Raw genomic sequence first — 20,505 nt, 5'->3', positions numbered from 1 at the left:
CCACCACGGAGCCGCGGTCACCGGCTCCGCGGTCACGCCTCGGGCACGTCTGCCGTGACCCGCAGGCCACCGGCGCGGCCCCGGGTCCGCCCGCACGGAACCGCCGTGGGCGGTGGTGATCGAGCGGACGATCGACAGCCCGAGGCCGGCGCCGTTGGTGTGGAACGTGCGGTCGCCGGTCAGGCGGCGGAACGGCTCGAACAGGCCGCGCAGCGCCTCGGCCGGCACCGGCGGGCCGGTGTTCTCCACGACCAGCGCCCCGTTCACCTCCGTGCGCACCGAGCCGCGCGGCTCGTTGTAGAGGATCGCGTCGCGCGGGCGAAGCTCGGGTTCGACGGCCACCCCACGACGGTCTGCGTGCGCGCGGAGGAGTCCGAAGTGGAGAAGTGTGCGGCCGGTGCTCGGCCCGACGCTGAACCCGCAGGCGCCCAGCGAGGTCGAGGTCACCGGCCGACGGAGGCAGTGGCGTGGCTCAGCCGCGGTAGGTCTGGGACAGGCGCGCGTAGGCCACGACGTTGTCCGCGTAGTTGCGGGTCGAGCGGTCGAAGTCGCCGCCGCAGGTGATCATCCGCAGCTCCGGCCCGGCCGTGTCGCCGTAGACGTCGTCGGTCGGGAACCGCGACTTCGGGTATCGCTCGACGCGGTAGACGGTGAACACGGCGGTGGTCCCGTCGGCGCGGTGCACGATCGCCTGGTCGCCGGGCTTGGTGTCCTTGAGGCGGTGGAAGGTGCCGGGCACGTGGTTGTAGTCGACGTGCGCGGCGAGCACCGCGGGCCCGGTCTCCCCCGGTGATGGGCTGCCGGTGAACCAGCCGGTGGTCACGGCGTCCTCCGGGACCTCCAGCGCGCCGTCGTCGGTCAGGCCGAGGTCGATGATCGGGCCGGTGCGGACCCCGATCGAGGGCACCTCCAATGTGACCGGCCGGGAGTGTGGCAGGGGTCCGTCGACCGGGGTGGTGACCGGCGTGGTGGTCTGCGCCGGCAGCGCCGATGTCGGCGCCGCGGCCGGCGCGGGCTGCGGCTCGGCCGGGGAGCCGCAGGCGGTGAGGGCGGCGCCGATGGCCGCGAACGCGAGCCATCGGCGCCAGCGCGTGGTGCTCATCGGCCGGCGCGCCGCCGGAGGAGCAGCATGGTGCCGGCGCCGCCGCCGACCAGCACGAGCGCCCCGACCGCGACGGCCGGGCCCGCGTCGGTGCCCTCGTCGCCGCCGCCGGTGTCCACGCCACCGACCGGCTTGACCTTCACCTGCGAACCGCCGCCGGTGGTGTTCTTCTCCCCGAACCTGGTCTCGCACGCGATGCCGTCGTGGTCGGCGTCCAGGCGGTGCGGGTCGCTGCGGTCGGCGTCGAGGACAGCCTGGGCCTGCGCCTGGGTCGCGAAGTCAGCGCAGTCCAGGTCCGCCGGGGCAGCCTTGGTGCTCGTGACGACCGGCGGGGCCTGGGTGACGGTGCTGGACGGCGTGGACGGCGTGGACGGCTGCCCGCCCTTGCTCGGCAGGGTTTCGCAGGCCTTGCCGTCGTTGTCGTCGTCGAGGCCGTACGGATCCGACCGATCCTGGTCGAGAACGGCCTGCGCCTCTTCCTGGTAGGTGAAATCGCTGCAGTCGTACTTGTCGGTGGGCTGCGCGAAAACCGCAGGTGCCGGACCCAGCAGTGCGATACCCGCCACTGCGGCCGTGCCGAGAACGCGACTGATCATGCGCATGGGGGACGTCCTTTTCCGGGGAAACGATCTCGGGGAAGATTCAGCCGCTTTGTCGTTCCGGAATGAACGAACGTTACTCGCGCAATTCCGGAAATTGTTTTCCCGATAATGTCGGTATTCGGACCTTGTTCGCGGGTCAGAACGGCCAGTCCGCGTCCCGGCCGGACTCCAGCAGCGGGATCATCCGGAAGGCCGCGTCGGTCAGCCCGCCGAACGTGTGCCGCGTGCCCAGCCCGGACGGCGTGTTGCCGGTGGCGTACCCGGCGACGTTCCACACGTACAGCGGAACCCGGTCCGGCACACCCATCGACGCGTCCGCCGTGGCCGACTGCTCGTCGGTGACGATGACGACCCGGTCGTGGCGGCGGTAGTGCCTGCGCACCGCCGCCGCGGTGTTGGTGGCCGGGAACTTGTCGAGGCTGTCGACGAACGGCAGCAGCGACCCGCCGCGCGGAACCCGCACCTCGCGGCTGTCCCAGCCGTACACCACCACCGTCGGCCGCTGCGCCCGCACCGCCAGCGCGCACCCGAACAGGGCGGCCTGGTCGGCGAACGTGACCGCCGACCGCCTGCCGCTCATCCACATGGAGGCGGACCGGTCGATCAGGATCAGCGTCCGCCCCGGCAGGGAGGGCACGTTGGACAGCGACGCGTGCAGGGCGCGCTCCAGCGCCGGTCCCCACCGCAGCGACGGCGCCGCGCGGTAGGCGGACAGGAACCGGAACGGGAACTGCCGCGACCGCGCCACCTCCGCCGGATCGGCGAGCCGGGCCGCGACGCGGTCGGCCACCTCGTCCGGCAGCCCGGCCTCGTCGAAGTTGCGCAGGTTGCGCAGCAGCGCCATGTACCCCATGCCCGGGATGACGGCCTGCCACGCCGCCGCGTCCAGCGGGCCCTGCAGGTGCCCGGCCAGCGCCTCCCACGTCATGCCGGCGGCCCGCAGCTGCGCGGGGTCCAGGGCCGCTCGCCGACGCTCCACCGGGAGCGCCATGAGCGCCCGCCGCCGGGCCAGCAGGTCCAGCTCCGGCGCCGTGCCGCCGCGCAGGAGGTGTGCAAAGAGCGCGTCCTGCACGGCGTCCCGCGGCTGCGGGTGCACCAGGCGCAGCACGTCGGCGAATCGCACACCGCGACTACCGCTGTCCCACTTCAGGACCGACCGCTCGTCGTACAGCGCCCCGACCGCGTCGGCGACCCCGCGCTTGACCGGCTTGGGCAGGCGGCGGCCGTAGCGGCTGAACCAGTACGCGATCAGCTCGCCCGGCTCGTCCGCCCGCCGCAGCACACTCGCCACGACGGCGCGGTTGGACGGCCCGTCGTCGGCGCCGCCGTCCAGGCGTGCCTTGACGAACTCGGCCGCGCCGACGAGCGAGGCGGAGCGCATGTTCGCCTCGGTGCGCAGCCAGCGCAGGAACCGCGCCGTCCACTGTGGATCGCCGAGCGCGGCGCGGCGGACCAGCTCGGCGTAGCGGCTGTCCCGGTCGCCCGCCTGCTCGTAGAAGGTGTCCTCGCCGACCATGTTCGCGACCGCGAGCAGGAACAGCTCGGACTTGGTGTCGCGGGCGTAACCGGTGCCGCCCTGGTGGTTGACGACACCGGGCACCGCGGCCGTGACGATCGGGGACCGGTTCGCCGGTCTTCGGCGGAGCAGGTTGAACTTGGACATGCCTGCCTCGCAGGGGAAAAAGGGGAGCCGGCGACCTCGGACAGGCCCGAGAAGGAGTCGGTGAAGGTTTCCACCTCCTTGCGGAGGCGCAGGAGTCGAACCTGGTGAACCGGAAGTAACCCTCGCCTGCGCACCGGGCCTGTCCGAGGTGACCGGCGTGCGAAGATCAGGATACGCCGCAACTCCCGTATCCCGAACCGATTTTTGCGGCGTGCTGGCGGCAGGGATCGTGGACAGTGTGTCGGTGCGTCGGGTTGATCAAGGCGGCCCTGGCCGATGAATGGGCCTACCTCCACGCGTCACCAACCTCGTCGGGCACTACAGCTAGTCTCCTTCCGATTCCCGCCGGGTGAGCACCCGCGGGCCGTCCTCGGTGATGGCGACCGTGTGCTCGGAGTGGGCCGTGCGGGAGCCGTCGGCCGAGCGGATCGTCCAGCCGTCCGGGTCGTACACGATCCGATCGGTGGTGCGGGCGAACCACGGTTCGAGCGCGAGGGTGAGGCCCGGCTGGAGCTTCAGGCCGCGGCCGGCCCGGCCCTTGTTGGGCACGTGCAGGTCCTCGTGCATGGTGCGGCCGATGCCGTGACCGCCGAACTCGGTGTTGACCGGGTAGCCGTAGCCGGAGGCCACCGCCCAGATCGCCGCCGAGATGTCGCCGAGGCGGTTGCCCGGACGGGCCGCCTCGATGGCCGCCTCCAGTGCTTCCTCGGTGGCGCGGATGAGCCGCAGGTCCTCCTCGGCGGCGGTTCCGACGACGATGGTGCGCGCCGAGTCGGCCACCCAGCCGTCGATGCCGACCGCGAGGTCCGCGGTGAGTACGTCCCCGTCGCGCAGCGTGTAGTCGTGCGGCAGGCCGTGCAGGACGGCGTCGTTGACCGACAGGCAGATCACGTTGCGGAACGGGCCCTTGCCGAAGGACGGCGCGTAGTCCCAGTAGCACGACTCCGCCCCGCGCCGCTTGATCATGCCGCGCGCGTGGTGCTCCAGGTCCAGGAGGTTGACACCCACATCGGCGAGCCGGCCGATCTCGGTGAGCACCTCGGCGACGAACCGCCCGGCCACGTGCATGCGGTCGATCTCGGCGGGCGTCTTCAGTTCGATCACGAAAAACCTCACGTCACGGTGTTCGGTATTATTATACCGCCACCCTAGCGCACCTCCGGTATAGTAATACCAGTCACGCTGCGTGCCCAGTGGTGGATCACACTAGGCCGGACGGAGGCTTTTCCTTGCCCCGAGCTGGGCGAGTGTGGATTGTTGACCCACGTGAGCCAGACCAGTGACCCGGCCGTCGCCGATCTGGTGCGGGAGCGGGCCCGCACCTTCGACCACCTCGACCCCGCCCAGGCCGCGACCATCCACGAAACCCTGGCGCAGTTCCGGAAGTCCTGCCCGGTGGCGCACAGCGAGGCGCACGGCGGCATGTTCGTGGTCACCCGGTTCGACGACCTCCGGCACGTCGCCAAGCACGGGGACACCTTCTCCTCCGCCGCGGAGGTCGGCGCGGTCGTCGTGGCGCCGGAGACCGGCGAGGTGATCGCGCCGCTGTTCGAGCAGGACCTGCACGAGCACGCCGGCTGGCGACGGCACCTGCAGCCGTTCTTCACCCCGCCCGCCGCGGCGGCCCACGAGGACTACATCCGCCGCGTGTCCCGGGAAGTCGTGGCCGGGCTGGCTCCACGCGGGCAGGCGGACCTGGTGCCGGAGCTGTGCGCGAAGATCCCGCCGCTGGTGATCGCGTCCCTGCTGGGCCTGCCGGAGGAACAGCGCCCGACGCTGGCCGCGCTCGTGCACGGCCTGGCCGCGGCCGACAGCCCGCGCACGGCGGAGGCGATCGGCCGCGAGTACACCGAGTTCCTGCTGGCCCACATCCGGTCCCGCCGCGGGAAGACCGGGTCCGACGTGCTCACCTCGGTGGTCAACAGCGAGATCAACGGCAGGCTCGCGAGCGACCACGAACTGCTCAAGTTCACGTTCCTGCTCATCGCCGCCGGCAACCTGACCACCACCGACCAGCTGGCCAGCATTCTGCTGGAACTCGCCGAGCGGCCGGACCTGCGGCGGCGCGTGGCCGCCGATCCCGGGTTGATCCCGCAGCTGGTCGAGGAAAGCGTGCGGCACGAGTCCGCCGTCGCGGCGACCGGCCGCACGGTGGTGCGCGAGACGGAACTGGCCGGCGTCCCGCTCCGCCCCGGTGACCGGATGCTGCTGACCTGGGGCTCGGGCAACCGCGACGAGGACCACTTCCCGGACGGCGACGAGTTCCGGCTGGGCCGCCCGCGCCGGCCGCACCTCGGCTGGGGCGCGGGCGCGCACCGCTGCCTCGGCCTGCACGTCGCCCGCGTCGAACTGCGGGTCATCTGCGAGGAGTTCCTCGCGGCGATCCCGGACTTCGCGCTGCCGGAGGGCTTCGTGGCCGAACGCACCTACGGCGTCATCCGCGGGGTGAAAGCGCTTCCCGTCACGTGGCCCGTCTAGCGGGCGCGGCGGTCTGCTGGGTGTACCAGGTGGCCAGCTGCGCCCGCCGGTTCATGCGCAGCTTGGCGAAGATCTTCGTCAGGTGCGTCTCGACGGTCCGCCGCGAGACGGCCAGCTCGGCGGCGATCTGCGGATTGCTGAGCCCGGCCGCGACGAGCGCGGCGACCCTGGTCTCGGCCGCGGTGAGCGCCCGCAGCGTCACGTCCGGACGGACGTCGACGGTGTTCACCTCCACCGGCCGCAACGCGAGGTCGTAGACCTCCTCGGTGCTGAGCTGGGTGCCTTCGGCGTAGGCGGCGCGGAAGGCGGCCTCCCCGATCGCGGCCACGATCCGCTCCTCGGCCAGACGCCGTTGCCGCCGGAACGGCACCAGCCCGCCGAGCCCGACGCCGTGGCGCTGCTGCAGGCCGAGACAACCGCCGAGCAACCGGGCGGCCTCCCGGGGCTGCCCGGCCCGCGACCGCCACCACGCCCCGGCCTCGACGGTCCACGTCGAACCCCACCGATCGCCCATCTCGACCTGCGGGCGCAGGCACTCGTGCAGCACGTACCGGGGGTGCGTGCGCGCCGGGAGCCCTTGTGTCCACAGTGCCCAGCTGGCCGCCCACGGCGACTCGTGCGCTTCGGCGTCGGCCAGGCATTCGTCGGAGGCGGCGTCGGCGATCTCGGACGGCCCGAGCAATCCCGCCGCCACCGACAGGATCAGCGCCGCCATCTGACCGTCCCCGGCCATGCCGGCCGCGCGGAACCCGTCGCGGGCCCGCCGCAGCAGCGGCAGGCCCGCGGTGTCGCCCAGGCTGAGCACCCGGTAGGTGCCCTCGACGTAGAGCACCGGTGGCGCGTCCTCGGCGCCGAGTTCCCGGGCCATCGCCAGGCACGCGTCACGGTAGTGCTCGCCGCGGGACCGGTCGCCGATCGCGGTCAGCGTGAACCCGAGCGAGGCCAGCGCGGCGACTCGGACCATGCTCGGTTCACCGGGCCCGGCGCGCAGCAGGTTTTCGATCCAGGCGCACGTCGTGGCCTGCTGCGCGTAGAAGAACGGGATCCGCGTGCGCATCACGTCGGTCACGATCGCCAGCCCGGTCTCCACCTCGCCGGAGCCGGCGCACCAGTCGACCGCGGCGCGGATGTTGGGCATCTCGCGGTAGACCCTGGCCAGCCACTCCAGCTCCTGCGGCCCGAACCACTGCGCGGCCGCGTCCGCCACGAGCCGCCGCACCCACCCGCAGTGCGCGTCGCGCACCCGCCGGGTCTCCCCGAGCGCGTCCAGGTGACGCAACCCGTACTCGCGCAACGGCTGCAGCTGCGTGTAGCGCCCGTCCGGGCTCATCAGCACGATCGACTGCCGCACCAGGCCCTTGACCAGCGTCATCACCTCACCGGTGCCGACCGCGTCGTCGCCGCCGCAGACTTCCTCGGCCGCCTCCAGGTCGAACCCGCCGGAGAACACCGCCAGCCGGGCCCACAGCCGTTGCTGCGCGGGACTGCACAGCGCCCACGACACGTCCAGGGCCTGGGTGAGGGTGCGGTGGTGCGGTTGCGTGCGGCGGGCGGTCGCGGTCAGCAGCCTGCCGCCGTCGAGCCGCTGCAGGATCTTGTCCGGGGACAGGCCGGAGCCCATCTGCGCGGCGATGAGCTCGATGACCAGCGGCAGGCCGCCGGACCAGCGCGCCAGCTCGACCGCCGCGGCGAAGACCGGCCCGTCGTGCGGGATGGCGGGGTAGCCGGCGGCGGTGGCGCGCTCCAGCAGCAGCACCACGGCCTCGCTGGTGTGCGCCCGTTCCGGGGAGGCGTGGACCTCGGGGATGCTCACCGGGGGCACGGTGATGATCCGTTCGCCGACCAGTTCCAGCCGGTGCCGCGAGGTGGCCACCACGCTGAGGCCCGGGACCTCGTCCAGCAGCGCGACCACCACGTCGGCGACCGCGTCGAGCAGGTGCTCGGCGTTGTCCACCACCAGCAGGGCCCGCTGCTCGTGCAACCGCTCGACGAGCACCTGCAGCGCCGGCCGCTGCGAGTGGTGGTCGGTGATGCCCAGCGCCGTGACGATCGACTGCGCGACCGCCTCCGCCGCGTTGCTGGCGGGATTGAGGTCGGCCAGGTGGACCACGGCGGTGACGTCGAACGCGCTGCCGGTGCGCTGGGCCAGCGTCACGGCCAGCCGGGTCTTGCCCACCCCGGCCGGGCCGGTCAGCGTGATCAGGCGGACGTCGTCCCGCAGCAGCCCGGCGAGCGAGCGCAGCAGCTCGTCCCGCCCGACCAGACTGGTCAGCCCAGCGCTCGCCAGCTCCGCTCGCCTGATCACCGCCGCCCCACAAGGTTAAACGCCGTTCAACCGGTCGCGGTGAACTGTAAGGGACGCCCGCGGTCGCTGTCACCCCTCGTGGCCTCACGTACGTGAGGCCGGGCCAGGTTTGTGGAACGCCCGGATGTGCCGGAGCCGCCGTCGCGCCACGGTGGAGTTCCGGACGACGCGAGAGGAAGACCGATGACCCGCACAGCCATCGGCTGGGACCCCGGCGGCCGCGAGTGGACCACCCGCCCGTCCGGGGCCGCGGTCCCGGCGCCTCCGCTGGCCGGTGACCTGCTCGTCGACGACGCCGCGCGCGAGGCCGCCTCCCGTGACCTGGGCCGGCTCGTGACCCGACGGCCCAGCGCGGTGCTGCGGCCGGCCGAGGTGGACGACATCGCCAAGATGGTCCGGCTCTGCCACGACCACGCCATCCCGGTCGCCGCCCAGGGCACCCGCCACCAGACCAACGGGCAGGCACTCGCGCCGGACGGTCTGGTCATCGACATGACCAGCCTGAACACGATCCACCGGGCCGACGGGGACCGCGCCGACTCCGACGCCGGGGTGCTGTGGTCGGATCTGGCGGCCACGCTCGCCGGATCGGGGCTGCGCTTCGCGGGCGGGCTGACCGGGTACGTGCCGCTGTCCGTCGGCGGCACCCTCAGCGCGGGCGGGATCAGCCCGAACTTCGAGGCCGGGGCGCAGATCGACTTCGTCGAGCGGATCCAGGTCGTCACCGGCCGGGGCGAGGTCGTGTGGGCGTCGGAGGCGGAGAACCGGAAGCTGTTCGCGGCGGCGCTCGGCGGGCTCGGGCAGGCCGGGATCATCACCCGCGCCGAGCTGGTGGTGGCGCCGATGCCCGCGCGGGTGCACTCCTGGGTGCTGCCGCATCCCGGCATCGACGGGGCGTTCGCCGCGATGCGCGCGTTGATCTCCGGCGGGCTGGCGACCGAGGTCTACTGCATGATCGTGCCGCCGGGGCCGACGTTCCTGGTGCACGCGGCCTGGTACGAGTACGCGGACGGCGCGCCGCCGCCGGACGTGCCCGGCCGGCTGGGCTGGGCCGGTCCGGTGCAGCACGAGGTGTCCGGCTACCTGGACCACGTGCTGAAGTATTCGGCGATCATCGACCAGTGGCGGCAGGCCGGCTGGGACGAGCGGCGGAAGCCGTGGTTCGACGTGTTCCTGCCCGGTTCGCGGGTCCGGGAGTTCGTCGGCGCCACCCTCGACCGCATGACCCCGCTGGACTGGTCCGCACCGCACGGCGAGGGTTTCGTGTTGCTGTTCCCGCACCGGACGAGCGCGTTCCGGCGGCCCCGGCTGCGGTTGCCGCGGCCCGAGCCGGACGGGCTGGTGTGGCTGTTCGACGTGCTCAACGCCGCCGAGCACGACGCGGACGCCGGCTACGCGGAGGCGATGCTGGTGCGCAACCGGGAGTGGATCGCGGACGCGACCGCGGCCGGCGGCGTGGTCTACCCGATCGGCACGCACGGTTTCACGGCCGCGGACTGGCAGCGCCACTACGGCGACGACTGGGAGGACGTGGTGCGGGCCAAGCGGCTGTTCGATCCGGCGTTGATCCTCGCGCCGGGCCAGGGGATCACGGCCGCGGTGCGATGACGCTGGCCGGGAACGCGCGGATGAACAGGCAGCGGGTCTCGCTGCACCGGGCGGGGATCACCCCGGAGCTGGTGCTCGACGAGGCGGTGGCGCTGACCGCGGACAAGGGCCTGCGTGGCTGGCGGATGCGCGAGCTGGCCGACCGCCTGGGCGTGTACCCGGCGGTGGTCTACCACCACGTGGGCGCTCGCGGCGCGATCACGGCCGCCGTGGTCGAACGGATCGCCGGGCTGGTGCTGGTCCCGCCAGGCGGTCGCGGCTGGCGGTGCTGCCTGGCCGATCTGGCCCGGGAAATCCACTCGGTGCTGGGCCGGTATCCCGGGGTGGCCTGCGAAATCGCGCTGCAGACCGCGCGGAACGGCCCGCCGCCGGCGATCGGGGTGCCGCTGGTCGTGGCGCTGGAGGAAGCCGGAATCCGGTCGCGGGCGCCGGAGGTGGCGCGACGGGCGGTCCGCGCGCTGTGCTGGCAACTGGCGCAACAGGACGAGCTGCACCAGACGATCCCGGCCGAGTGCCTGGGACGGCTGTGGGACCAGGACGTGGCACTGATCCTGAACGGACTGGCGGCCGACCTCGGCGGCTGATTGCCACGGTCCGATGTGGACTCCCGGGCCCGCCGCAGCCGCACGATACCGCTGTGACAGGCGGGCCCGCCCGGGAATCTCGATCAGCTCCGGCGCGTGATGACCATGATGTATTCGCAGGGAGCGTCCGTCCGGTTGGCGAACCCGTGGTCCGCGTCGGCCTGGAAGAACAGGGAGTCGCCGCTGTGCAGGGTCTCGCTGATCCCGCCGATCGCGACCGTGAGGGTGCCGTCGAGCACCACGAGTTGTTTCTCCGTGCCCGGCGGATACGCGGGCAGCAGCCCGGTGGAGACCTGCGCGGGGAGGTGGTGGACGATCATCTCGGCTCGCCCCGCGCCCGGGGCCGCTGACACCATGTGCCGCTCGAAGCCGGTTTCCGGGTCACGGAACACGGGGCGTTCGTTCTTGCGCATGACCACGGCCACGCCAGACGAGGCGGCAGCCGGCGCACCGACCAGGTCCGAGAGCGACGCGTCGAGCGCGTGGGCGATCCTCGACGCGACGCCGATCGTCGGGCTCTTCTCGCCGCGTTCGACCTTGGACAGCATCGCCCGGCTGACCGATGACTGCGCGGACAGCTGCTCCAGCGTCAGGCCCGCCTCCTCGCGGAGCCGCCGCACGTTGCCGCCGAACGCGCCGGCCAGGTCGTCACCGTGCTGTGGTCCGGCCGCGTTTCCGTCTTGCTCGACCACCGTGCTCCTCGATCCATGGCTACTTCGCTGCGGACAGTGTAGGGTCTCTTCTAAAGAAGACAGATTCTTCTATTGGAGACATGGGGGTTTCATGCGTTTGATCTCGAGTGGCCGCCACCACGCCACCTTTGATTTCGGTGATCTGCAGGTGATCTCGTTGCGGGACGGGTACATCGACATGCCGCCGACCCGGCTCCGCGACGAGGACGGGTGCGCGCTCGATGAGCTGCCGGCCGCCGTCCCGCTGGCCGGCGACAACTTGCGGCTGTCGGTCAACGCTTTCTACGTCACCGACGGCACGCGATCGGTTCTCATCGACACCGGCGCGTCCAACGTCTGGCACGACCCCACGATGGGGTTGATCTACGACGCGCTCGACGAAGCGGGAATCGACCGAGCGGATGTCACCGATGTCGCCATCACCCATAGGCACGAAGACCACGTGAGCGGCCTGATCGCGCCGGATGGTGCAGAGGCGTTCCCCGGACTCGAGCGCGTGTGGATCGGCGCGGGCGACACCTCGGTGTTCACGGGACGGCTCGCGCCGATCCGCGACCGGGTCGTGCCCGTGTCGGAGCAGGTCGCGATCAACGACTGGACCACCGCGATCCCGACACCGGGCCACACGCCCGGGCACACCGTCTACGAGGTCAGGAGCGACGCCGGCCACCTGCTCGCCTGGGGCGACACCGTGCACGTGCCCACGCTCCAATTCGAGCAGCCGAACGTGTCCTGGGAGCTCGACGGCGACCAGTCCCAGGCCCGCGCCGCGCGGGCGGCGCTCCTCGACCGACTGACCCAACCAGACCACTTCGTAGCCGGCGCTCACCTCGACTCACCGGGCATCGCGCGCGTAACCCCTTCCGGCGACGGTTATGCGCTGGAATACCTGGCACCACAGATCGGCTGACCGAGCCTGTCGGCCGCGCTCGCGATGGCGGCCAGGAGGGCGAGCACCATCAGCAGCCCTGACCGGCCGATCCGCTCCCGGCCGTTCGGTCCGCCAGGACCGGGTCGAGCCCCACCAGCCACCGGTCCGGGGCTGCCGCCGCGCAGCGCGCCTAGGGAGTCTCCGGTAATTGATCTACCTGTAGGCATGGCTGATCTTGGGTGGTGGTGGGTCGGGGTGAGTTGACGGATCGGGGCGCCATGGCGTGACCTGCCTGAGTTACGGTCTTTGGAAGACCGCCCGCGCATGAACCGTTGCGGTTGTGGACCGCGGATGGCATCTGGCGGCCGGTCCCGGGGCGGACTGAGCACGAAGATCCATCGTGCGGGTCGATGGGCGCGGGTTGCCGATGCGGATGCTGCTTACCGGCGGCCAGGCCGGCGACAACCCGCCACTGCTGCCGCTGCTGGATGGCGGCGGGCGTCCTCCCGCTTCCGATGCCGAGGCCTACCGGCAGCGAAACGTGGTCGAACACTGCTTCAACCGGCTCAAACAGTTCCCCGGCCTGGCCACCCGCGATGCCACACGCGCCGCCTGCCACCAGACCGAACTCACCACCGCCGCCATCGTCCTCTGGCCCCGAAGACTTACCGGACACTCCCTAGGCCGGTCGGGTGAAGATGGTCGATTCTCGTGCCCAATCCTCGCCGGGCGCCCACGCTGCAACCGAGCCTCGCCACCCGGGCGGGCCACCACTGGGGAAGGACCCACCCATGCCGACACGAACGAAGGCTGCCCTGTGCGCGGTCGCCCTGGCCGGGCTGGCGCTGGCCACGCCGCAGGCGACCGCCGCGACCTACCCCACCAACCCGTTCAACGTCTCCTACGGCGCCACCTACGCCGCCGGCACCATGACCTGGTACGCACGGGCCGTGCGGCTCGACGGCAACTTGCGATCGCTGAGCAGCAGCGGCTGTCGCAGGGCTTACGCGGTCGCCTACACCGCTGACCTCGCCCAACTGGACGAGCGCAGCACCAGCGCCCAGTGCGGAGACCAGATCAAACCCTTCCAGATCGACCTCACCGCCGACGTCGCCGGCGGCGCCGCCATCGTCTCGGTCTGCCTGCTGGACGGCGGCGGCGCGCCACTCGGCGAATGCAAGGCCTACGCCCGCTCCGACGCCAGCTGATCCGCGGCAGCCGGAACCGGAGGGGAAGGGGGAGGGTCAGCGCGCGAACCGGTCGCGCTGCGCCTGGGTGGGCGTGCGGTCGGCTCGCGTGGGCGCGGCACCGCGTGGCGGTGCACGAGGTGTTTGGGTTCGCGGGACTTGCCGCTCACCTGGCGGGCCTCCACAAGGCGCGGAAGTGCGCGTTGCCTTCGCTGAGTTCGGCCACCAGGTTCCGCAGAGCGGGATCCGGTGGGCCGAAGCCCGCGGCTACCCCGCAGGTTCGCCACGGTCGCTTGCGCGGTCCTCGTGCCCGCAGGCAGCGCGGTGCCCATCGGTGCCCCGATCGCCCGCCTCGACGACGGCAGCGGCGACCAGCCACCGACCACACGCGACACACCGGCACCGGTGCCCGCAGCACCGGCCGTGTCGCGCGGGAAACAGCCGCCCGGCGGCCACGCCCCTCGTGCGGCGGCTCGCCCGCGAACACGGGATCGACCTCGCCGGGATCACCGGCAGCGGACCGCGGGGACGCATCGTGCGGTTCGACATCGAAGACCGCTACCGCTCCCGCCGAACCCGTCGCCGACGCCGACGCCGTCCGCCACGCCGTGGCGACCCGTCTTGCCGACAGCGCCACCGTGCCCCACTGCGGGCGCACCCGGGGATCGACGCCTCGTACTCCCCGGAGGGCCGCGGCGAAACCGTGCTGCACGAGGGAATCCACGTCGGGATCGCGGTGTCGTCGCCGAGCGGCCTGGTGGTGCCGGTGGTCCGCGTCGCCGACCGGTCCCCGGTCACGGTCACGGTCAGCAGCCTCGGCATGTTCGGGGTCGACCAGTTCCCCGCCATCATCAACCCGCGCCAGGGCGCCATCCTCGCGTTCGGCGCCGCACTCGGTGAGCCGTGGCGCATGCGGTACACGATCACCGCCGATCACCGCATCATCGACGGCGCGCTCGCCGCTCAGTTCCTGGCCACGCTCACCGGCCTGCTCGAACACCCGTTGCGCGTCATCGAGTGAGGAGCCCGGACCACCGCGCGAACGCGCCGACCTCGGCGAGCCCCCTGCGCCGAGGGGATGCGGGCGATGAGCCGCTGGCACGCCAACTCGCCGACGTTGGGCTGGGACAGGCTGTCCGGCAGAGCGACGGTCGGGCAGGACGGTGGCGTACGACCGCCGCAGCGGGGCGGCACCGCCGGACCAGCTGTCAGATCGCCCCGCAGCCTGTCGGCACGACAGTGAGAACGGAGCCGGCTGCGGTCACCACCCGAAGGCGCGCCCGATCCAGAAAAGCAGAAAACCCCAGGCCCTAGGACCTGGGGTGACTGTGCGCCATCAGGGACTCGAACCCCGAACCCGCTGATTAAGAGTCAGCTGCTCTGCCAGTTGAGCTAATGGCGCTGGCCTCGGCCGCCTGGTCTCCCTGGCGACGGAAAAAAGATTAGCACGCCCGCGGGAGGCCGTTCACGGGGGTCCCCTCTCGTGTTTCGGCAGGTCTTTGCCCCTCGTCTCGGCGAGATCGGGCAGACTGGGCGCAGGAGAACGAAGCGGGCGATCTTCACCGGATTGGGGGCATCATGCGGCGTTCGGTGGTTGCGGGCAGATGGGCTTGCCTGGTGCTGGCGGCCGGGTTGCTGGCCGGCTGCACGGCGGAGGCTGGCAACGGCGGTACCAGCGGTTCAGGGGCGTCAGCCTCGGCTTCGGCGGAAGCTGCTCGGCCGGCGTCGATCGCCGTGGTTCCGTCGTCCGGTGCCGCGGACGTCGCGCCAGGTGAACCCGTTTCGGTGACGGCTACCGGCGGCAGGTTGACCGAGGTCACGCTGCGCAACCCGGAGGGTGAGGCCGTTCCGGGTGCCTTGTCGGCGGACGGCACGTCGTGGGAGTTCGCCGACGGTCTCGGCTACGGCAAGCAGTACACGCTGACGGCGGTCGCGGTGGGCGGGGACGGCAAGCAGGTCACCTCGACCTCGACGTTCACCACGGTGGCGAAGCCGCGGAAGACGATCTCCGTCTCGTTGAACATGCAGGACGGGGAGACGGTCGGCGTCGGGATGCCGTTGATCTTCACGTTCAACTCGAAGGTGGCCGACCGGTCGGCGGCGGAGCGGGCGCTGAAGGTGGTGACCGAGCCGGTCACCGAGGGCGCGTTCCGCTGGATGAGCGACAGCATGGTGATCTGGCGGCCGAAGGACTACTGGCAGCCGGGCACGAGGATCTCCGTGGAGGCCGCGATCTACGGCAAGCCGCTGGGTGGCGGCGCGTACGGGCTGGAAGACCGTGCGGCGAAGATCACAGTGGGTGACAAGGTGGTCGTGGTCGCCGATGGGGCGTCGCACCAGGCGAAGGTGATGGTGAACGACGCCGAGGTGCGGACGTTGCCGATCTCGATGGGCAAGCCGGGTAACACGACGCCGGTGGGCACGTACACGGTGATGAGTGAGCACAACGGCTACACCATGGATTCCGGCACGTACGGTGTCCCGGCCGACACTCCGGGCGGTTACCGGACGTTCGTGAAGTACGCGGTGCGCTTGTCGAACAGCGGGATCTTCTACCACTCGGCGCCGTGGTCGGTGGGTTTGCAGGGGCGCCGGAACGTGTCGCACGGCTGCATCAACCTGTCGGACGCGAACGCGAAGTGGCTGATGGACCTGTCGAAGAAGGGCGACCTGTTCACGGTCACGAACAGCGGCGGCCAGCCCCTGGAACCGACCGACGGCTGGTCGGTCTGGCAACTCCCCTGGACAGCCTGGACAACCCCCACAAGCAGCTGAAGGCGCGACGCCCCGACGAGGTCGCGCAGCGCTCGCCAGGGCGAGGAAGCTCGCGCCCTGGGGCTGCGGGGACCTCTGGAGGAATGACGAACCCCACCCAACGGCCCCCACGAGGTCGCCCAGCGACCGAGTAGGGGACCCCGCACCAGCCCACGCCCGATGAGGTCGCCCAGCGACCTCGTCCGGGCCACGCTGGTCCCCGCCATTCGTGCTCAGCGCTCGCCGGGGTGAGGAGCTCGCACCGTGGGGGTCCGGGGGCTCGGCCCCCGGAGGAAATGACGAACCCCACCCGGCGAGGCCGCGAAGCGACCAGCCCCAGGCCACTCGCACCCGCGCCCGCCGAGGCCCGATGAGGTCGCCCCAGCGACCTCGTCCGGGCCACGCTGGTCCCCGCCATTCGTGCCCAGCGCTCGCCGGGGTGAGGAGCTCGCACCGTGGGGGTCCGGGGGCTCGGCCCCCGGAGGAAATGACGAACCCCACCCGGCGAGGCCGCGAAGCGACCGAGCAGGGTGGGGCCATGGGGTGAGTGACGGGACTTGAACCCGCGACTTCCTGGACCACAACCAGGTGCTCTACCAGCTGAGCTACACCCACCACGTGGGGCGTCTTGCGATCGCCACCAGCCGGGATATCGTAGCGTGCCCGCGAGCGGGGGCACGCGGGGGGTCACTTGGTGTGTTTGAGCTGCACTTCGGCGGCCGCGGCGCGGGCTTCGTCGGTGCTGGGGCCGGGTAGGGGCACGAACGCGGTGCGCCGGTAGTAGTCGAGTTCGCTGATGGATTCCTTGATGTCGGCGAGTGCCCGGTGCGCGAGGCCCTTCTCGGGCTTGGCGTAGTAGATGCGGGGGTACCAGCGCCGCACGAGTTCCTTGACCGAGGACACGTCGACCATGCGGTAGTGCAGGTGGGCGTCGAGGGCCGGCATGTCGCGGGCGATGAATCCGCGGTCGGTGGCGATGGAGTTGCCGGCGAGGGGGGCGCTGTTGGCTTCGGGAACGTGGGTCCGGATGTAGTCGAGGACGCGTTGTTCGGCTTCCTCGAGGGTGGTGACGGAGCGGCGGACTTCGTCGGTGAGCCCGGATTTGGCGTGCATTTCGCGCACGACGTCGGGCATGCCGGCGAGCACGTCGTCATCGGCGTGGATGACGAGGTCGAGGCCGTCGCCGAGGATGTTGAGGTCGGCGTCGGTCACCAGGGCGGCGATTTCGATCAGGGCGTCCTTCGCGAGGTCCAGCCCTGTCATCTCGCAGTCGATCCAGACAAGACGGTCGGTCACCGGGAAACCCTAACGCGGGCCGCGCGCGGGGACCGTCCGGCACAGCGGAACGGGCCGCCCCGACCGCGGCCCGTTCCGGGTGTGTCAGCTGTTCTCGATCTGCGCGATGATCGTCTTGGCGTCGTCGATGGGGATGGCGAAGCCGATGCCGACGGATCCGGTGGAGGTGGCCGACGGGCTGTAGAGGGCGGAGTTGATGCCGATGACCTCGCCGTTCATGTTGACGAGTGGTCCGCCGGAGTTGCCCTGGTTGATGGAGGCGTCGGTTTGGATGGCGGTGTAGCTGGGGCTGTCGCTGGCGGTGTTGGCGGTCTGCCCGAACGGGGTCTCCGGCTCGCCGCTGGAGATGTCGGAGAGGTCGCGGTCGACGGCGCTGACGATGCCCGAGGTGACGGTGTTCTGCAGTCCGCCGGGGGAGCCGATGGCGACGACCTGTTCGCCGACCTGCACCTTGCCGGAGTCGCCGAGGGTGGCGGCGGTGAGGCCGCTGGCGCCTTTGGCCTGCAGGACGGCGATGTCGGCCTTGGTGTCCGCGCCGAGGACGCTGGCCTGGTACTCGGTGCCGTCGGACAGGGTGATGGTGACGTCGCCGACGGCGTCGGACACAACGTGCGCGTTGGTGAGGATCTTGCCGTCGGCGGTCAGGATCACGCCGGATCCGATGGCCTCGCCCTGGCGGGTCGTGACGTTGACCTGCACGACGCTCGGCAGGACCTTGGCGGCGACGGCGCTGACGTCGGTGTTCGTGGTGCTGGACACCGTGGTCGCGGACGTGGCCGTGCCCGTGGAGGTGCCGCTGTCGAGGGCCACGACGGCGGCTCCGCTGGCGCCGCCGATCACGGCCGCGGCGAGGGTGCCGGCGGTGACGAGTGCGGCGACGCGCTTCTTCTTGGGCCGCGGGGGCGTGAGCACCGGCGCGGCCGCGAGCGGCTGCTGGTAGTGGGGGTGGCTGTAGGTCGGCGGGACCCCGCCGACCTGGCTCGCCCGGAACTCGTTCTCGTTCATGCTCATGAGGTTGGTCCGCGTTCTTGTGAGAATCCTGTGGAGCGACCCGGAAATCTCCTGAGAAGATTTTCCTGAGAGTTCGTCACTCCCGGAGCCGTTTCGGCAGGGCCGGCCAGGTGCGGCCGGGGGACAGGTCGCGCGCCAGGCGTGCCCAGGCGTGGGGCGGGACGGTGGCGGCGGGTTCGGTCGGCTGGATTCCGGCGCGGCGCAGGGCGCGCCGGTCGAACAGCCGGTCCGCCGGTGCGGTGGGGTGGCGGTAGGCGCTGGACAGGACTGTCCACAGTGCTCGTTCGGCCGAGCGGGGGAACGAGTTGCGGCGGATCGCCAGGTGCGCGGAGTCGACGCGCGGTGGCGGGGAGAAGTGGTGCGGGCCGATCCGGGTCACCAGTTCGAGGTCGAAGCGGGCGGCCCACCACGCCTGTTCGAGCTGGCGGGGCACGGTCGCGCAGATCCGTTTGGCGAAGCCCCATTCGACGATCACCGCGGCACGGTGGAGCGCGGTGCGGGCGGTGAGCATGCGACGCAGGATCGTGGTCGACAGCGCGTACGGGAGATTGGCCACCAGCAGGAACTTCCTTCGGGGCAGGGGAATGTCGCGGGCGTCGCCGTGCACGACGCGAACGTTCGGCCGATCACCGAAATGGGTGGTCAGGCGGCGCACGAAGTGGTCATCTCGCTCGACGGCGAGAATGCGCGCGCCGGTGGCGGCGAGGTGACGGGTGAGGGCGCCCTGTCCGGCGCCGATCTCCAGGACGAGATCGTCACCGCCGACGGTGCAGGATTGGACGAGTTGTGCGGCGATCGCCGGTGTGGCAAGGAAATGCACGCCGGCGGACCGCCCGGCACGGGGTGCCGAGGGCATGGGAACTCCACGTCATGAGAGCGGGCAGGAAGCTCATGACGCAGCGGCCGGCGGTGGGGAACTCGGTGTGGAAGGGCAGCCACTGCGTCAGGCGCGCCGCAAGCGGGCGAACACCATGCAGGACTGCGAGAACATACCCATGGCCCCACCGTAGCGAGGCGGGCAACTGGTTTTCCCGGAATTGTCGGTGGGTCCCGCTACCGTCATCCCATCATCGTCGAACCGAAGGAGAGCAACGATGACGAGCAGTGTGACGGGCACCGTCGAGATCGCCGTGCCGGGGCCGTTCGACCTCGCGGCGGCGGCCGGTTTCCTGGAGGGGTTCGCGCCGGCGTCGCGCCCGGACGCGGCGGAGGAGCCGGGCACGCTCCGGCTGGCCTTCCCGTTGCCGGGCAGGTGGGTGCATACGGGGGTGCGGGTGCGGCAGCGGGCGCCGGGGTCCGTCGAAGTCACTGTGGTGGCGGGGCAAGCGGATGTCGAGGAGGCGGCGCGGCACGTGGCGCGGATCCTGTCACTGGACGTGGACGGCTCCGGTTTCGCGGCGGTCGGTGAGCGAGATCCGGTGGTGGGTGCGTTGCAGGCGCGGTATCCCGGGTTGCGGCCGGTGCTGTTCACGTCGCCGTACGAGGCCGCCTGCTGGGCGATCATCGGCCAGCGGATCCGGTTCACGCAGGCGGCGTTGTTCAAACAACGCATCGCTGAACGGCACGGTGAGCAGCTCGATGTCGACGGGCGTCCGTTGTGGTCGTTCCCGGCGCCGGCGGAGTTGCTGGAGATGCCCGCGCCGTCGTGGCTGCCGGAGATCAAAGTGGACCGTCTGCGCGTGGTCGCCGAAGCCGCGCTGACCGGCGTCCTCGACCCGGATGCCTTGCGCGCGGCGGATCCCGCGGATGCCCTGGACGCACTGCGCGCCCTGCCTGGTGTGGGGGCGTTCTCGGCGCAGCTGATCCTGATCCGCGGCGCAGGCCACCCGGACGTCTTCCCCACGGACGAGCGATACCTGCTCGAGGAGATGCGCCGGGCCTACGACCGCCCCGCCGCATCGACCACGGAACTCGCCTCGATCGCCGATGCGTGGGCCCCGTACCGCAGCTGGGCAGCCCTCCTGTTCCGAGTGGACCGCACCCACCACCCGATGCCCAGCGCGGCCGGGGCAGCGACGGAGGCGCCAACGCAAGCCGCCTGACACATCGCCCGCACCGTCACGTGGGCGGGAGCTGCCACCGTGCCTGGCAGAGCGCCCACGCTGCTACCTCGGTGAGAGGGGCCGCCGCGTGCGGGGATGGCAGGGCCTCGCTCTCTCACCTCGGTTGGGGAGGAGCCGCTGCATGTGAGGTGGCGGGGCCTTGCTCTGTCCCCTCGGGCGGGGAACTGACGCGTGGGCCCTGACGGGGCCTCGCTCTGTCACCTCGGCCCGGAGAGCCGTCGCACGCGGCCCGGCGGGGCGTCGCTCTGTCAACACGCCCGGGCGGAGCTGCCGCGCGGGGTCTGATGGG

General features: G+C 71.6%; 17 protein-coding genes, 2 tRNA genes and 2 pseudogenes. 9 read left to right on the top strand and 12 right to left on the bottom strand.

The window, feature by feature from the left end:
- Positions 1–135: 135 nt before the first annotated feature.
- The 5 genes and pseudogenes from D0D15_RS36860 to map all read right to left on the bottom strand — a co-directional run.
- A pseudogene (locus D0D15_RS36860) lies at positions 136–228 on the bottom strand (hypothetical protein); the annotation flags it as partial.
- Between the two features lie 244 nt (positions 229–472).
- Entirely contained in the window at positions 473–1,102 is a 630-nt protein-coding gene (locus tag D0D15_RS03210; protein WP_115944225.1) for a class F sortase, read from the bottom strand.
- Positions 1,099–1,704, bottom strand: a complete 606-nt coding sequence (locus D0D15_RS03205) for an excalibur calcium-binding domain-containing protein (RefSeq protein WP_094006137.1) — start codon at positions 1,702–1,704, stop codon at positions 1,099–1,101. The genes D0D15_RS03210 and D0D15_RS03205 overlap by 4 nt, the downstream gene beginning before the upstream one ends.
- Positions 1,705–1,840: 136 nt before the next feature.
- Positions 1,841–3,367: a TROVE domain-containing protein gene (locus D0D15_RS03200; RefSeq protein WP_115944224.1), complete on the bottom strand. Its 1,527-nt coding sequence runs from the start codon at positions 3,365–3,367 to the stop codon at positions 1,841–1,843.
- 324 nt (positions 3,368–3,691) lie between these two features.
- Positions 3,692–4,471 (bottom strand): type I methionyl aminopeptidase, encoded by a 780-nt coding sequence (gene map, locus D0D15_RS03195; RefSeq protein ID WP_094006139.1) that lies wholly within the window; start codon positions 4,469–4,471, stop codon positions 3,692–3,694.
- A 162-nt stretch (positions 4,472–4,633) separates the two neighbouring features.
- Here map and D0D15_RS03190 point away from each other — a divergent pair, with 162 nt between their 5' ends.
- Entirely contained in the window at positions 4,634–5,845 is a 1,212-nt protein-coding gene (locus D0D15_RS03190) for a cytochrome P450 (protein WP_094006140.1), read from the top strand.
- On the opposite strand, the gene D0D15_RS03185 is transcribed toward D0D15_RS03190, so the two are convergent.
- Positions 5,829–8,150: an ATP-binding protein gene (locus tag D0D15_RS03185; RefSeq protein ID WP_094006141.1), complete on the bottom strand. Its 2,322-nt coding sequence runs from the start codon at positions 8,148–8,150 to the stop codon at positions 5,829–5,831. The two genes, D0D15_RS03190 and D0D15_RS03185, sit on opposite strands and share 17 nt — an antisense overlap.
- Before the next feature lie 183 nt (positions 8,151–8,333).
- Between D0D15_RS03185 and D0D15_RS03180 the strand changes: the two genes are divergently transcribed.
- Both D0D15_RS03180 and D0D15_RS03175 read left to right on the top strand, forming a co-directional pair.
- On the top strand, positions 8,334–9,758 hold the full coding sequence (locus D0D15_RS03180) for an FAD-binding protein (protein WP_094006142.1): 1,425 nt from the start codon (positions 8,334–8,336) through the stop codon (positions 9,756–9,758).
- Complete coding sequence (locus tag D0D15_RS03175; protein WP_094006143.1) at positions 9,755–10,342, top strand: TetR/AcrR family transcriptional regulator; 588 nt, start codon at positions 9,755–9,757, stop codon at positions 10,340–10,342. The genes D0D15_RS03180 and D0D15_RS03175 overlap by 4 nt, the downstream gene beginning before the upstream one ends.
- 83 nt (positions 10,343–10,425) lie before the next feature.
- On the opposite strand, the gene D0D15_RS03170 is transcribed toward D0D15_RS03175, so the two are convergent.
- Entirely contained in the window at positions 10,426–11,034 is a 609-nt protein-coding gene (locus tag D0D15_RS03170; protein WP_094006144.1) for a helix-turn-helix domain-containing protein, read from the bottom strand.
- 91 nt (positions 11,035–11,125) lie between these two features.
- On the opposite strand from D0D15_RS03170, the gene D0D15_RS03165 reads away from it, so the two are divergent.
- From D0D15_RS03165 to D0D15_RS37735, 4 genes and pseudogenes are all read left to right on the top strand, one after another.
- Positions 11,126–11,944 (top strand): MBL fold metallo-hydrolase, encoded by an 819-nt coding sequence (locus tag D0D15_RS03165; RefSeq protein WP_094006145.1) that lies wholly within the window; start codon positions 11,126–11,128, stop codon positions 11,942–11,944.
- Positions 11,945–12,696: 752 nt separating this feature from the next.
- The gene (locus tag D0D15_RS03155) at positions 12,697–13,113 is read left to right on the top strand and encodes a hypothetical protein (protein ID WP_094006146.1); all 417 of its coding nucleotides are present in this window, start codon (positions 12,697–12,699) and stop codon (positions 13,111–13,113) included.
- Between the two features lie 67 nt (positions 13,114–13,180).
- A pseudogene (locus tag D0D15_RS37740) lies at positions 13,181–13,597 on the top strand (E3 binding domain-containing protein); the annotation flags it as partial.
- A gap of 198 nt (positions 13,598–13,795) precedes the next feature.
- Positions 13,796–14,113 (top strand): 2-oxo acid dehydrogenase subunit E2, encoded by a 318-nt coding sequence (locus D0D15_RS37735; RefSeq protein ID WP_233157320.1) that lies wholly within the window; start codon positions 13,796–13,798, stop codon positions 14,111–14,113.
- 308 nt (positions 14,114–14,421) lie between these two features.
- Here D0D15_RS37735 and D0D15_RS03140 read toward each other — a convergent pair.
- Positions 14,422–14,494 (bottom strand) — tRNA-Lys (locus D0D15_RS03140).
- Positions 14,495–14,667: 173 nt separating this feature from the next.
- On the opposite strand from D0D15_RS03140, the gene D0D15_RS03135 reads away from it, so the two are divergent.
- Positions 14,668–15,867, top strand: a complete 1,200-nt coding sequence (locus D0D15_RS03135) for a L,D-transpeptidase (protein ID WP_094006147.1) — start codon at positions 14,668–14,670, stop codon at positions 15,865–15,867.
- A gap of 518 nt (positions 15,868–16,385) precedes the next feature.
- Here D0D15_RS03135 and D0D15_RS03130 read toward each other — a convergent pair.
- The 4 genes from D0D15_RS03130 to D0D15_RS03115 all read right to left on the bottom strand — a co-directional run bounded on the left by D0D15_RS03130 (position 16,386) and on the right by D0D15_RS03115 (position 19,009).
- Positions 16,386–16,461, bottom strand: a tRNA-His gene (locus D0D15_RS03130).
- A 72-nt stretch (positions 16,462–16,533) separates the two neighbouring features.
- Entirely contained in the window at positions 16,534–17,142 is a 609-nt protein-coding gene (gene orn / locus D0D15_RS03125) for an oligoribonuclease (RefSeq protein ID WP_094006148.1), read from the bottom strand.
- Between the two features lie 84 nt (positions 17,143–17,226).
- Positions 17,227–18,147, bottom strand: a complete 921-nt coding sequence (locus tag D0D15_RS03120; RefSeq protein ID WP_425266770.1) for a S1C family serine protease — start codon at positions 18,145–18,147, stop codon at positions 17,227–17,229.
- Between the two features lie 82 nt (positions 18,148–18,229).
- Positions 18,230–19,009, bottom strand: a complete 780-nt coding sequence (locus tag D0D15_RS03115) for a ribosomal RNA small subunit methyltransferase A (RefSeq protein WP_233157313.1) — start codon at positions 19,007–19,009, stop codon at positions 18,230–18,232.
- Positions 19,010–19,247: 238 nt separating this feature from the next.
- On the opposite strand from D0D15_RS03115, the gene D0D15_RS03110 reads away from it, so the two are divergent.
- A complete protein-coding gene (locus D0D15_RS03110; protein ID WP_094006150.1) occupies positions 19,248–20,195 on the top strand; it encodes a DNA-3-methyladenine glycosylase family protein in 948 nt (315 codons plus the stop codon).
- Positions 20,196–20,505: the final 310 nt, after the last annotated feature.

The organism is Amycolatopsis thermalba (genome assembly GCF_003385215.1).
GTDB classification, from domain to species: Bacteria; Actinomycetota; Actinomycetes; order Mycobacteriales; family Pseudonocardiaceae; genus Amycolatopsis_E; species Amycolatopsis_E thermalba.
Note: the sequence above shows the minus strand (reverse complement) of the source record. Positions and strands in the feature narration are given on the sequence as shown.